Genomic DNA, 12,386 nt, shown 5'->3' on the forward strand with positions numbered 1-12,386 from the left:
GCCGATATTTGTATAAAATCTTTAATATGGGAATGAATAAAAATACCATTTTCGCCTGGGCATCTTTTGCTTTGTTCATTATTGGTGCCGCTATTATTTTATTGGGTGTGCTTAAATATCGAGATTACGCAATTGGTTTCTCGGTCACGGGGATTGGATTTTTTGCCATTTCCTGGGCGTTTAATGCATTAAAAGGTAGAATTTAAGTCGATAATATGTCAGATTCCGTAAACAAAGAACAATTAATTAAACATTTACAAGGAGGTGAAGCTTTTATGGCTTTGGAAGATTTGATCGATAAAATTTCGTTTGAAAAATTAGGGGAAAAGCCTCAAAATTTACCGTATTCCTTTTACGAACTTTTCTACCATATTGTTTTCGCGCAAAAGGATATTTTGGAATATTCTATTTCTGAAAATTATAAAAGCTCAGAATGGCCCGATGATTACTGGCCGAAAGAATCAACTCCCGATACCGAAGAAGACTGGAAAAAATTAAAGAAAGATTATTTTGAAGATAGGGAGCGTTTTAAAAATTTTATTTTAGATACTGACATTGATTTAAATCTTCCGGTTAAAAACTCTGACAATCATAGCTTATTGCGGGAAATTATGCTGGTTATAGAGCATACGGCCTATCACACCGGGCAAATGTTAATCATCTTGCGCTTACTCGGCCTTTATAAATAATCAAACCGAATTCTGACTTTAATTTCAGATATTTGCAAATCTTAAAATAGCTTAAAAAATTCATTATGGCAGACGATAAAAAAGTGATCTTTTCAATGTCTGGGGTAACCAAGACTTATAAAAATGCGAATACCCCGGTTTTGAAAAATATATACCTTAGTTTTTTCTACGGTGCAAAAATTGGGATTCTTGGTTTAAATGGTTCTGGTAAATCTACTTTACTTAGAATTATTGCCGGCGAAGATAAAAATTACCAGGGCGATGTGGTTTTCTCTCCTGGCTATTCCGTTGGTTACCTTGAACAGGAACCAAAAGTAGATGAAGATAAAACCGTACTGGAGGTGGTAAAAGAAGGAGTTGCCGAAACGGTGGCCATTCTTGATGAGTACAATAAAATTAATGACCAGTTTGGATTACCCGAGGTTTATGAAGATGCCGATAAGATGCAGAAGCTTATGGATAAGCAGGCTGCGCTTCAGGATAAAATTGATTCTTCAAACGCCTGGGAATTGGATACCAAACTGGAAATTGCAATGGACGCTTTAAGAACCCCTGAAGCCGATAAAAAGATTTCGGTGCTTTCAGGAGGAGAAAGAAGACGTGTGGCGCTTTGTAGACTTTTACTTCAGGAGCCGGATATTTTACTCCTGGATGAGCCAACTAACCATTTAGATGCTGAATCTGTACATTGGTTAGAGCATCATTTGGCCCAGTATAAAGGGACCGTTATCGCTGTAACGCACGACCGTTATTTCCTTGATAATGTTGCAGGTTGGATTCTAGAACTGGACCGGGGAGAAGGTATCCCGTGGAAAGGAAACTATTCTTCCTGGTTAGACCAGAAGTCTAAACGTATGGCACAAGAGCAAAAGCAAGCCAGCAAACGTCAAAAAACTTTGGAACGAGAATTGGAATGGTCTAAAATGAATCCGAAAGGACGTCAGGCCAAGCAAAAAGCACGTTTAAATAATTATGATAAGTTGTTGAGCCAGGATCAAAAGCAAATGGATGAGCAGCTGGAAATTTATATTCCTAACGGTCCAAGGTTAGGAACCAATGTGATTGAAGCCAATGGAGTGAGTAAAGCTTTTGGTGATAAATTGCTTTATGAAGATTTAAATTTTAAACTTCCGCAGGCTGGAATTGTTGGGGTAATTGGACCCAACGGTGCTGGTAAAACCACGATTTTTAAAATGATTATGGGCGAAGAAGAGCCTGATAAAGGAAGTTTTGAGGTTGGTGAAACCGCGAAGATCGCTTATGTAGATCAGGCGCATTCTAATATAGATCCTGAAAAAACCATTTGGCAGAACTTTAGCGATGAGCAGGAGTTGGTTATGATGGGCGGTCGCCAGGTAAATTCAAGAGCCTATTTAAGCCGATTTAACTTTAGCGGAAGTGAACAAAATAAGAAAGTAAATATGCTTTCTGGTGGAGAAAGAAACCGACTTCATTTGGCGATGACCTTAAAAGAAGAAGGAAACGTTCTACTACTCGATGAGCCTACCAACGATTTAGATGTGAATACACTCCGTGCCCTGGAAGAAGGTTTAGAGAATTTTGCCGGCTGTGCCGTGGTTATTTCCCACGACCGTTGGTTCCTGGATAGAATTTGTACACATATCCTTGCTTTTGAAGGAGATTCTCAGGTTTATTTCTTTGAAGGAAGCTTCTCTGATTACGAAGAAAACAAGAAAAAACGTTTGGGTGGAGATATTATGCCGAAACGTATTAAGTATAAGAAGTTGGTGAGATAATTTTTTAATCTCGCAGAAAAAAAACGTCATTCTGAATTTATTTCAGAATCTAAGATGTTTAATTTTCATTCAAGTTAGAACCTGAAACAAGTTCAGGATAATATATAAAAGAGGCCTCACAGATTTTTTAATCTTTTGAGGCCTTTTTATTTAAAGTTTTGTAATCTCCAGAACTGAGATTATTCTTTCTCTGGTTTCTTTTCTTTCTTAGGTGGCATAGGGCCGCGAAGGTGAATTATGAGTCCGTTTAGGAAGTTTCGTAGAAATTGATCGCCGCACTCTATATATTTTGGATGATCTTCGGCTCTAAATATTGCACCTAATTCACTTTTGGTTACTTTAAAATCTACCAAAGCGCAAATTTTTACAATATCGTCGTCTCGTAATTTATGAGCGACTCTTAGTTTTTTAAAAATATCGTTGTTTGTTAATCCCATAAGGCAAATTTAGCTTTTTCCTGAGTTTTGCTTTTAACTTTTCAGGTTTAATTGTTTTTTAATAGCGTTTATTTTTTTGAGATCTGCATCATTTTTAATTACAGACTTTGCATCGGCAAACAGGTTTTTAGCTTCAATATCTAATACTTCATAATACTTTTCGTTAACTGCTTTTTGAGATTTCAGATAATAAAAAAGCATGCCCAGTTTTTGAATAATAATTATATCGTGTTTGCAATATGCTCTTATAGGCGCTAAAACCTGATATAAAAGTTCTTCAAAATCTACACTCCGCATCTTGATTAAAACTTTTTCATCTGTCTTTAAAAATTGTCTGTCTTGTTTTTGCATTCGTAAAGCCAAAAGTTCGGCTAAATAATCCAGAGCGTTAAGGGCGGTACCGGGATCGTTAATTCCGGGAGACATTGCTTTTACAATAACCTCGGTAATTTGTTTAAACGCGAGCACATAATTGGTGTTTACTAACTCGCCGCGGGCAAGGTTAAAATTAGAAAGTACCTTTTTTAAGGTTTCATCGTCCAATTTTTCTTTTGATTTTAAAAGCGGAATTCCCTTTAAAATAAAAATTCCTTTTACTGGGAGAATTTCAAACTGGGTGTCTTTTTCGTTACAGATATCTAATAAATTATCTGAAGATAAATTCTGAAAATAACCACTTTTTTCAGAATGGTACTCGTACCATTCTTTCGTGTCAGGGAATTCCTGATCTTCATTTTCTTCAGTTTTCAGCAAAAAAATTAGTCGGGTTCTTGCCTGTCTAAAAATGCGATCCAGGATATTGTTAATCTGTATGCTTTGCGAAATATTATGTATAAAATAAATAAATGCACCAATACAAATCACGGTAAAAATAATTCCGACTAATACTGAAAAACCTGGGGTTTGATAAGAGTCCCCTTCGGGCTGAATAGAAACCGCCACGAAAATACAGTAGAGTATAGTAGCCAGGTAGATTCCTAAAATAACCTGATGATTTTTATCAGAAATAAGTCCGGGAAGCAACCGGGGAGAATAATTACTCGCCGCCTGATTTAATAGTACCATCACCATAGAAAAACTAAAAACCATCATAGAAATAAGGCCGGTAATGCAGGCGGTTAATATGCTAAGTGCGGTGTTGCCATTATCTACCACCAGCATTGGAATATGATCTAAAAGATACCTGGATACACCCTGATTTTCTATATAAATAAGCGTGAAGGCTATTAGAAAACCCAGAATTGCAAAAACACTGGGATAAAAAGCAATTTTACTTTGCAGGTTGGAAAGGAGAATATAAATACGATTAAAAAAATACTTCATTTAGTTTTGTTGGAAAGTTACTCAAAAGTCACTAGAAATAAGCTTCTTTAATTCAATTGACAAATTGTCTGTTTAATTATGAATAAAAATGCCAAAAAGACATAAAAAATAGAATGGAATCTAAATTGCTAATAATTTATCAGAAACAATAAAATTAAAGTCTAACAAAAACATAAAAGCTATGAGTTTAATTAAAAGAAATGAGGCCAATTGGCTGCCATCGGTTTTTGACGATATGTTTAAAACCGATTGGTTAGGAGGAACTACAAATGTTAACAGTATAGGAACCAGTATTCCTGCTGTAAACATTCAGGAAACCGAGGACAACTTTAGCGTAGAAGTTGCTGCACCGGGTAAAACTAAAGAAGATTTTAATATTGAGCTAGACAACGATGTATTAACCATTTCTTCTGAAGAGAAAAAAGAAAATGAAACTTCAGAAAAAAATGGAAGGTACACCAGGAAGGAATTTAGTTATAGTACTTTTAAAAGAGCTTTTAGTTTACCAGATTCAGTAGATAGTGAGAAAATTTCTGCTTCTTATAAAGATGGGGTTCTTATTATAGAACTGCCAAAGCGGGAAGAAGCTAAAGTACAGGCTAAACGAATGATTGAGATTTCGTAATTTAGATAGTTAGTTTGATTAGTTAAAAAAACGTCCCTAGCCGGACGTTTTTTTTATACTGATTATTTAGGTATTTAAAGTTTCTTTAAATCGTCTAATTATATTTATATGGAAGATATATACGCAATTGAATTTTTATGCGTTAAAAAGAAACCGGGAACTCTATTATTATTTTAGATAATTGATATATTTACCCGCGAAGAACAGACCTATAAATCTATTTTTATGAACAGATATTTTCTACTGATTATTATTAGCATTTTTTGCGTGTCTTTTACTCAGGCCCAGGAGTATAGTTTTGGGATAAAAGGTGGTGGTAATTATGTCATGGGAGGCGAATTAACCGGACTTGATTCTGGGGAAGGATTTAACTCAGATACCTTTAATGCTGAATCGCAGTTTGGTTTTCACGCCGGTATATTTTTTGAATTGAATTTCGATAAATTCTTCGTTCGTCCTGAAATAATTTACAATTCTATGGAAACTGTATTTCCCTTTCCAAATCAGAATTCTACCTATGCTGTAGAAAAATTAAGTATTCCATTATTATTTGGCTATAATATATGGGGCCCTGTAGATGTTTATGCCGGACCTGCATACCAGAATATAATGAATGCAACTCTTGAGGGTACCGAGCCATTAAATCAAACTATTGTAGCACAAAATACTCCACTCGCGGCTCAGGCTGGAATAAAGGTGGGGTTTGGAAGATTTGAAATTGATCTTCGTTATGATAGAAGTTTAGCTTCAGCAGAAATTCAAGATGTAGATATTAATAATGGAGATTACGGTGTAAACCGGGCAGAATTTACAGACACCAGGTTAAATCAATTCCTGCTTAGCCTTAGCTTTAAAATTGGCGATAGTGAATCTAATACCGGGCGAAGAAGAGGTAGAGGATGTTATTTCTAACCGAAAAGTAAAAAGTAAATATCAAGCCTTAATTGTTAATTTTTCAATTAAGGCTTTTTTTATGAGGATAATCATAATATAAATGACTTAAAATCATTAAATTGATAGGTATATTTGCATGCCTAAATTTATTAAAATGAAAGACCTCTATTCCATAAAGCCAAAAAAGCGCAAACGTCTTATTTTATTGTTAAGTGCTTTTTTTGCGTTCTTGCTAATTACCGAATTTATTGAGAAAAGGAGTTTGAAAAGCATAGATCAGGATTTTTCTTCTCTTTATCAGGATCGTCTTCTACCTGCATCCCAAATTTATGAGCTTTCTGAAATTCTCCATGAAAAAAGAATGCTCTTTGAAGATATTAAGGACAATGGGGAGTATAATGCAGCTTTCAATTTAAACGAAATTACGACGTATAATTCTAAAATGGATCAGGTTTTACAAGATTATAGTCAAACCTATTTAGTAGAGCGGGAAGAGGTTTACTTTGAAGATTTTCAGAAGCATTATAAAGAGTACCTGGTTTTGGAAAACACCATTCTTGAAAATTTAAAGGAAGAAGATTTTACTACTGCCAGCTATCTAATTAATAAAAATGCGAACGATTATTTTAAAGTTTTAAACCTGGATTTGCATAATATTGCCAGCATTCAACCGGAAGTAGGACAACAATTAATGGCACATTATAAATCAAGTTCGGGAATCACTTCTTTACTCTACTATTTTAAAATTGCATTAACCATTTTAATCGGTGTTTTTGTACTTCGTCTTTTAGGTTTAGAAAAGCTATTACGTCAACCCAAACAGCAATTTGAGCTGAATTAATACTGAAAAAATTCAAAAAAAATAAACCCCATAATTTGATAATTATGGGGTTAAATTATTACCTGATTTTTAGTAATTAAATATCAAAACGATCTAAGTTCATAACCTTATCCCAGGCTTTCACAAAGTCTTTTACAAACTTTTCCTGTGAGTCGTCACACCCGTATACTTCTGCTAAAGCTCGAAGCTCAGAGTTTGATCCAAAAATAAGATCTACTCTTGTGCCGGTCCACTTTACTTTTTTACTGGTACGGTCGCTTCCTTCAAATTCGGTTTGAGAATCTGATGTTGCTTTCCAGGTGGTTCGCATATCCAGAATGTTCTTAAAGAAATCGTTGGTTAACTGCCCTGGACGATCTGTAAAAACCCCGTGTTTTGAGCCGTCAAAGTTTGTATTTAAAACACGCATTCCGCCAACTAAAACAGTCATTTCTGGCGGGGTTAAGCTTAATAATTGAGCTCTGTCTACAAGCATTTCTTCAGCCGAAGCTGAAATATTATCCCTGTTTCTGGCATAATTTCGGAAACCGTCAGCATTAGGTTCTAAGGGTTCAAAAGCTTCCACATCGGTTTGCTCTGCCGTGGCATCGGTACGTCCCGGGGTAAATGGGACCCCAATATCAAAACCGGCATCTGCTGCAGCTTTCTTAATAGCCACGCAGCCTCCAAGTACAATAAGATCTGCAAGGGAAACCTTTTTGTTTCCGATTTGCGCTTCATTAAACTCTTTTTGAATATTTTCAAGCTTTGTGATTACCTGTTGCAATTGTGGCGGATTGTTAACCTCCCAGTGTCTTTGTGGTTCAAGCCTAATACGAGCACCATTGGCTCCCCCTCTTTTATCTGAATTTCGAAAAGTAGAGGCCGATCCCCAGGCGGTAGATACCAACTGCGATACCGTTAAACCTGAATTAAGGATTTTTTTCTTAAGTTCAGCTACGTCTTTATCATTAATTAATTCGTGATCTACTTTTGGTACAGGATCTTGCCAAATAAGCTCTTCTGAAGGAACTTCAGGGCCCAAATAGCGCGAAAGTGGTCCCATATCACGGTGGGTTAATTTATACCAGGCTTTAGAAAATGCTTCTGCAAATTCTTCAGGATTCTCGTAAAAATTTCTGGAAATCTTCTCGTATGCCTCATCTTCCTTTAAAGATAAATCGGTAGTTAGCATAAAAGGAGCGTGACTTTTAGAAGGATCGTGTGCATCTGGAATTGTACCGGCACCGGCATTATCTTTTGGTTTCCATTGGTAAGCGCCACCCGGTCCTTTAATGCATTCCCAGTCATATTTAAATAGGTTGTCAAAGAAGCTGTTGCTCCATTTGGTAGGAGTATTGGTCCAGGCTCCTTCAATTCCACTGGTAATAGTATCTTCAGCATTTCCTTTTCCCATACTGTTTTTCCAGCCTAATCCCATTTCTTCAATAGCGCTGCCTGCAGGTTCTGCACCAACATATTGCTCGGCGTCTCCGGCACCGTGGGTTTTTCCAAAAGTGTGGCCTCCGGCTATAAGTGCAACCGTTTCATAATCGTTCATCGCCATGCGTCCAAAAGTTTCGCGAATATCTTTAGCTGCCGCAACCGGATCGGGATTTCCGTTAGGTCCTTCCGGATTTACGTAAATGAGTCCCATGTGGGAAGCTCCTAACGGACTTTCCAATTCGTTATTTTCAGAATATCTTTCTTTATTTCCCAGCCATTCACCTTCTGAACCCCAATAGATGTCTTCTTCCGGTTCCCAAATGTCTTCGCGGCCACCACCAAATCCAAAGGTTTCTAATCCCATAGATTCCAGAGCACAGTTTCCGGTAAGGATCATAAGATCTGCCCAGGAAATTTTTCTTCCATATTTTTCTTTAATTGGCCATAGTAAAAGTCGGGCTTTATCCAGGTTAGCATTATCTGGCCAGCTATTTAATGGTGCAAATCGCTGTGAACCAGAGCTGGCACCTCCCCGACCATCACCTATACGGTAGGTTCCGGCACTATGCCAGGCCATACGTATAAAGAAAGGACCATAATGGCCATAATCTGCCGGCCACCATTCCTGGGAATCTTCCATTAACTTAAAAATATCTTTCTTTACAGCTTTTAGGTCCAGACTTTTAAATTCTTCTGCATAATTAAAATCTTCGTCCATAGGATTGGACAAATTGGAATGTTGTCTTAAAATTGAAAGGTTTAATTGGTTAGGCCACCAGTCACGGTTAGATGTTCCGCTTCCTGCGGTTTTATCAAGTGCGCCACCCATAAACGGGCAACGACTGGATTCGTTTACTTCCCATACCTTGTGATTATCGGGATGGTTTCTGTGATCGTTTTTTTCCATAATTTGGAGAGTTTTAAAGGATTAATAGGATAAAATTACTATAATTATTTCTTATGGAAATTTGTTTTTCATACTAAATAACTATAGTGGTTAAGTAAAAACTATAATATACTAAAAATGGCGAACATTTTGAATCATAAAGATGGCCTGAGCTTTTAGACCCTCGCTTCGTTTTTTGTTATTTTTAGGCTAATTTGATTGTGTTTTCTTTAACTATTTGTGCTATAAAGCTAATATTGAGCAAAATAACAGTCGGTTAACAATTTTTCTCGAATTGAATGACTAATTTCATAAGGAAACCAAAAACTAATGAAGAAATGAAAACACTAACCAACAATTTTTACAAACCAGTATTTGTATTTGTACTTTTGCTTTTTGCAAGCTGTGGAAGTATGCAAAATACTGAAGATGATCTTAGAAGTGATGCTAGTGATGCAAGAAATGAAATTAGGCAGAATCACGCTAACGCTTCTGAATTGCTAAATAGCTCTGCCGGTTACGCTATTTTTCCAAACGTGGGAAAGGGAGCTTATTTAATTGGAGGAGCTTCCGGTAATGGCGTTGTTTATAAAAACAATACTATTATAGGATATGCAGACCTTAAACAGGTAGATATTGGCTTGCAGGCTGGAGGAAAGGCTTTTATTGAAGTGCTTTTCTTTGAAACCGATGCCGATCTGGAAAGATTTAAAGAAGGAGATTACGAGCTTTCTGCAAATGCATCTGCCGTAATACTTGATAAAGGAGCTTCTCAAAGTATTGATTTTCAAGACGGAGTTGCCGTAGTTACCATTCCAAAAGGTGGAGCAATGGCAGGAGTTTCTGTAGGAGGGCAGCGTTTTTCCTTTCAACCTAGATAGAAAATAATTATTTTAAATATGAAAGCGGCTTTAGAAGCCGCTTTTTTGTTTTATACCCTAATTTTTAAAAGGTATTTTACTTTACTACATCAAACTTAACCCAAATTCATTTAGCTTAATAAATCCCCTTATCTTTGCTAAAAGAATCCTGTTTAAGATGATACCTGAAAGTATTTCTGTAGAAGAGAAATTGCAAGAGCGAATTAAAGAACTCTCCTGTCTTTATCAGGTTTCATCGGCTATAAGGGAGTTTGAGGGTTCTTATGAAGCTACTTTAGAATCTATTGTGAAAATTCTTAAAAATGCCTGGCGTTTTCCAGAATTGGCTACTGTAGAGATACAATGTGAATCGTATCATTTGAGTTCTAATCCAATTCCAAAAGAAGGTTATTCTCAAAAAAGTATTATTAAAATTTCTGAAAATGAAATAGGTTTCATAAAAGTACATTATCCGGCCTCAGATTTATCTAAAGCGCATTTTTTGGTGGAAGAACAGCGACTTTTAGATAAAATAGCCGATGAAATTGCGCTGTTTTTTGAACGCCAAAATATTAAAATACAGGAAGAACATTTAAAACAAACCGCTGCAAGAAATGACCGGTTGGCTATTCTGGGAGAAATTACCGCGGGAATAGCGCACGAGCTTAATACTCCGTTAGGTAATATTTTAGGTTTTGCTGAATTTATTGAAGAAAAAACGGCTGAAAAGCAAACAAAACGAGATGCGCAAAAGATCCTTAATTCAGCAATTTATTCTAGGGAAGTTGTAAAAAAGCTTATGTTTTTCTCCTGTGATATGCCGCAAGACATTAAAAAAATTAAGGTGAAACCCATTATTACCCAGGCGCTTTCGCTTTTAAAACCTAATTTTAAAAAAGCTAATATTCGGTTTAAATTTAATATTCAGGATCCTGCTTTAAAAGCACAGGTAGACCCTATACAATTAACCCAGGTATTTTTTAATTTAGTGATTAATGCGATTTATTATTCTCCGGAAAATTCCAAAATTGTTATTTCCATTAATAATAACGAAACACATTATACTATTGAAATTGCCGATGAAGGAAAAGGAATTGCTCCTGAAGTGAAAGATAAAATTTTTGAACCTTTTTATACTACAAAACCACTGGGGGAAGGTTCCGGTCTTGGATTAAGTGTGGTTCACGGGATAATTAAAAGTCATAAAGGAGAAATTAGCATTGCCGATAACATTCCAAAAGGAACTATTTTTAAAATAAAATTACCATTGAATTTCTAATATGTCTATACGCAAAGAAAACTTACTTATTGTAGATGACGATTATGATATGCTTGAAGTACTGGACCGCCACCTAAAACAGGAGAATTACCATACTTACAAGGCTGGTTCGGTGATGGAAGCTATAGATATTTTAAAGCATAGCAGTATAGATTTATTGATCACCGATTTACAAATGCCGGGAATGAACGGAATGGAATTGGTGAAATATGTAGACGATCATTATCCTGAAATTCCTAAACTTGTAATTACCGGCTATCCTTCTATAGATAATGCACTTACCGCAATAAAATCTGGTGCTTTAGATTATTTGCCTAAACCATTTACTAAAAACGAGTTACTTACTTCAGTTAAAAAATCTTTAGTCAACCGTACATCAACGAAAAAAACCGCTTCTTCACCCGAAATTAGAAATAATTATGGCGGAATGGTTGGCTCTTCAGCAAAATTTGAAGAGTTGGTAGATATTATAGAAAGAGTGAAAAATAACCGTGCTACAATTTTAATAAGAGGAGAGAGTGGTACCGGGAAAGAACTGGTGGCACGGGCAATTCATTATAAAGGTTCTTTTGCTCAAAATCCATTTATTGCAGTTAACTGTGGTGCTATTCCCGAGAATTTACTGGAATCAGAATTATTTGGTTCTACTAAAGGAGCTTATACAGGTGCTTCAGAAACCCGCGAAGGTTACTTCCAGGCTGCTAATGGCGGTACTATTTTTTTAGATGAAATTGGTACAGCCTCACTGGCGGTTCAGGTTAGGTTATTGCGTGTGCTTCAGGAAAAAGAAGTAAGAAAACTGGGCGGTAGAAATTCAGAAAAAATCCAGGTTCGGGTAATTGCTGCAACAAACAGCGATTTAAGGGAAATGGTAGAAAGAGGAACTTTCAGGGAAGATCTTTACTATCGTTTAAATGTGGTAGATATTCTTACCCCGCCTTTACGGGAAAGAAAAGAAGATATTGTTCCCCTTACCAAAACTTTTCTGGATAAATACCAACAGGATTATGGCAAAACCGGTTTAAAATTATCAGATAAAACTGTTGAGATTTTAAAGCGTTACAATTGGCCGGGGAATATTAGGGAATTAGAAAACGTGATTCAACGAGCCATAATTATGAGTGAAGATGAAATTCTTCCGCAAGACCTACCTGCTTCGGTAAAATACCAGGTCCCGGCTGTAGATGAAGAATTAGTTGCCTTAAAAGAAGTAGAAAAAAAGCATATTTTAAAAGTTCTTGCAGCGGTAGATCAAAACAAATCTAAAGCAGCAGAAATCCTTCAAATAGACCGTAAAACCTTACGGGAAAAGATTAAATAAGCTGCGGGTAATTATCTCCCACCCGGGTAATTTCTTTCCAATGCAGAAA

General features: G+C 36.2%; 12 protein-coding genes. 9 read left to right on the plus strand and 3 right to left on the minus strand.

What is annotated here, in order from left to right; all coding sequences use genetic code 11:
• The first annotated feature begins 26 nt into the window (after positions 1 to 26).
• The 3 genes from B4F31_RS04340 to ettA all read left to right on the plus strand — a co-directional run bounded on the left by B4F31_RS04340 (position 27) and on the right by ettA (position 2,446).
• Entirely contained in the window at positions 27 to 206 is a 180-nt protein-coding gene (locus B4F31_RS04340) for a CAL67264 family membrane protein (RefSeq protein ID WP_075326058.1), read from the plus strand.
• Between the two features lie 9 nt (positions 207 to 215).
• The gene (locus tag B4F31_RS04345) at positions 216 to 689 is read left to right on the plus strand and encodes a DinB family protein (protein WP_286760702.1); all 474 of its coding nucleotides are present in this window, start codon (positions 216 to 218) and stop codon (positions 687 to 689) included.
• A gap of 65 nt (positions 690 to 754) precedes the next feature.
• The gene (ettA, locus tag B4F31_RS04350; RefSeq protein ID WP_075326060.1) at positions 755 to 2,446 is read left to right on the plus strand and encodes an energy-dependent translational throttle protein EttA; all 1,692 of its coding nucleotides are present in this window, start codon (positions 755 to 757) and stop codon (positions 2,444 to 2,446) included.
• A gap of 179 nt (positions 2,447 to 2,625) precedes the next feature.
• On the opposite strand, the gene B4F31_RS04355 is transcribed toward ettA, so the two are convergent.
• Both B4F31_RS04355 and B4F31_RS04360 read right to left on the minus strand, forming a co-directional pair.
• Positions 2,626 to 2,883: a DUF1456 family protein gene (locus B4F31_RS04355; protein WP_093306324.1), complete on the minus strand. Its 258-nt coding sequence runs from the start codon at positions 2,881 to 2,883 to the stop codon at positions 2,626 to 2,628.
• 33 nt (positions 2,884 to 2,916) lie between these two features.
• Entirely contained in the window at positions 2,917 to 4,206 is a 1,290-nt protein-coding gene (locus B4F31_RS04360; RefSeq protein ID WP_093306322.1) for a DUF2254 domain-containing protein, read from the minus strand.
• A gap of 181 nt (positions 4,207 to 4,387) precedes the next feature.
• Between B4F31_RS04360 and B4F31_RS04365 the strand changes: the two genes are divergently transcribed.
• From B4F31_RS04365 to B4F31_RS04375, 3 genes are all read left to right on the plus strand, one after another.
• A complete protein-coding gene (locus tag B4F31_RS04365; RefSeq protein ID WP_093306320.1) occupies positions 4,388 to 4,831 on the plus strand; it encodes an Hsp20/alpha crystallin family protein in 444 nt (147 codons plus the stop codon).
• Between the two features lie 225 nt (positions 4,832 to 5,056).
• Positions 5,057 to 5,743: an outer membrane beta-barrel protein gene (locus B4F31_RS04370; protein ID WP_075326063.1), complete on the plus strand. Its 687-nt coding sequence runs from the start codon at positions 5,057 to 5,059 to the stop codon at positions 5,741 to 5,743.
• 136 nt (positions 5,744 to 5,879) lie between these two features.
• Positions 5,880 to 6,566 (plus strand): MCP four helix bundle domain-containing protein, encoded by a 687-nt coding sequence (locus B4F31_RS04375; RefSeq protein WP_177195728.1) that lies wholly within the window; start codon positions 5,880 to 5,882, stop codon positions 6,564 to 6,566.
• A 76-nt stretch (positions 6,567 to 6,642) separates the two neighbouring features.
• Here B4F31_RS04375 and katG read toward each other — a convergent pair whose 3' ends face one another.
• Entirely contained in the window at positions 6,643 to 8,898 is a 2,256-nt protein-coding gene (katG, locus tag B4F31_RS04380) for a catalase/peroxidase HPI (RefSeq protein ID WP_286760703.1), read from the minus strand.
• Positions 8,899 to 9,215: 317 nt separating this feature from the next.
• Here katG and B4F31_RS04385 point away from each other — a divergent pair, with 317 nt between their 5' ends.
• The 3 genes from B4F31_RS04385 (at position 9,216) to B4F31_RS04395 (ending at position 12,337) form a co-directional block, all read left to right on the plus strand.
• On the plus strand, positions 9,216 to 9,758 hold the full coding sequence (locus B4F31_RS04385) for a lipid-binding SYLF domain-containing protein (RefSeq protein WP_286760704.1): 543 nt from the start codon (positions 9,216 to 9,218) through the stop codon (positions 9,756 to 9,758).
• A 157-nt stretch (positions 9,759 to 9,915) separates the two neighbouring features.
• On the plus strand, positions 9,916 to 11,016 hold the full coding sequence (locus B4F31_RS04390) for a sensor histidine kinase (protein ID WP_075326066.1): 1,101 nt from the start codon (positions 9,916 to 9,918) through the stop codon (positions 11,014 to 11,016).
• Position 11,017: 1 nt separating this feature from the next.
• Positions 11,018 to 12,337 carry a sigma-54-dependent transcriptional regulator gene (locus B4F31_RS04395; RefSeq protein ID WP_075326067.1) on the plus strand — a complete coding sequence of 440 codons (1,320 nt, stop codon included), beginning with the start codon at positions 11,018 to 11,020 and terminating at the stop codon, positions 12,335 to 12,337.
• The last annotated feature ends 49 nt before the right edge of the window (positions 12,338 to 12,386 follow it).

Source organism: Salegentibacter sp. UBA1130 (assembly GCF_002311535.1).
GTDB lineage: Bacteria > Bacteroidota > Bacteroidia > Flavobacteriales > Flavobacteriaceae > Salegentibacter > Salegentibacter agarivorans.

Bases quoted from the DNA above. Each gene is read 5' to 3' on its own strand.
- B4F31_RS04340 (WP_075326058.1), top strand. From the start codon at position 27: ATGGGAATGAATAAAAATACCATTTTCGCCTGGGCATCTTTTGCTTTG.
- B4F31_RS04345 (WP_286760702.1), top strand. From the start codon at position 216: ATGTCAGATTCCGTAAACAAAGAACAATTAATTAAACATTTACAAGGA.
- ettA (WP_075326060.1), top strand. From the start codon at position 755: ATGGCAGACGATAAAAAAGTGATCTTTTCAATGTCTGGGGTAACCAAG.
- B4F31_RS04355 (WP_093306324.1), bottom strand. From the start codon at position 2,883: ATGGGATTAACAAACAACGATATTTTTAAAAAACTAAGAGTCGCTCAT.
- B4F31_RS04360 (WP_093306322.1), bottom strand. From the start codon at position 4,206: ATGAAGTATTTTTTTAATCGTATTTATATTCTCCTTTCCAACCTGCAA.
- B4F31_RS04365 (WP_093306320.1), top strand. From the start codon at position 4,388: ATGAGTTTAATTAAAAGAAATGAGGCCAATTGGCTGCCATCGGTTTTT.
- B4F31_RS04370 (WP_075326063.1), top strand. From the start codon at position 5,057: ATGAACAGATATTTTCTACTGATTATTATTAGCATTTTTTGCGTGTCT.
- B4F31_RS04375 (WP_177195728.1), top strand. From the start codon at position 5,880: ATGAAAGACCTCTATTCCATAAAGCCAAAAAAGCGCAAACGTCTTATT.
- katG (WP_286760703.1), bottom strand. From the start codon at position 8,898: ATGGAAAAAAACGATCACAGAAACCATCCCGATAATCACAAGGTATGG.
- B4F31_RS04385 (WP_286760704.1), top strand. From the start codon at position 9,216: ATGAAAACACTAACCAACAATTTTTACAAACCAGTATTTGTATTTGTA.
- B4F31_RS04390 (WP_075326066.1), top strand. From the start codon at position 9,916: ATGATACCTGAAAGTATTTCTGTAGAAGAGAAATTGCAAGAGCGAATT.
- B4F31_RS04395 (WP_075326067.1), top strand. From the start codon at position 11,018: ATGTCTATACGCAAAGAAAACTTACTTATTGTAGATGACGATTATGAT.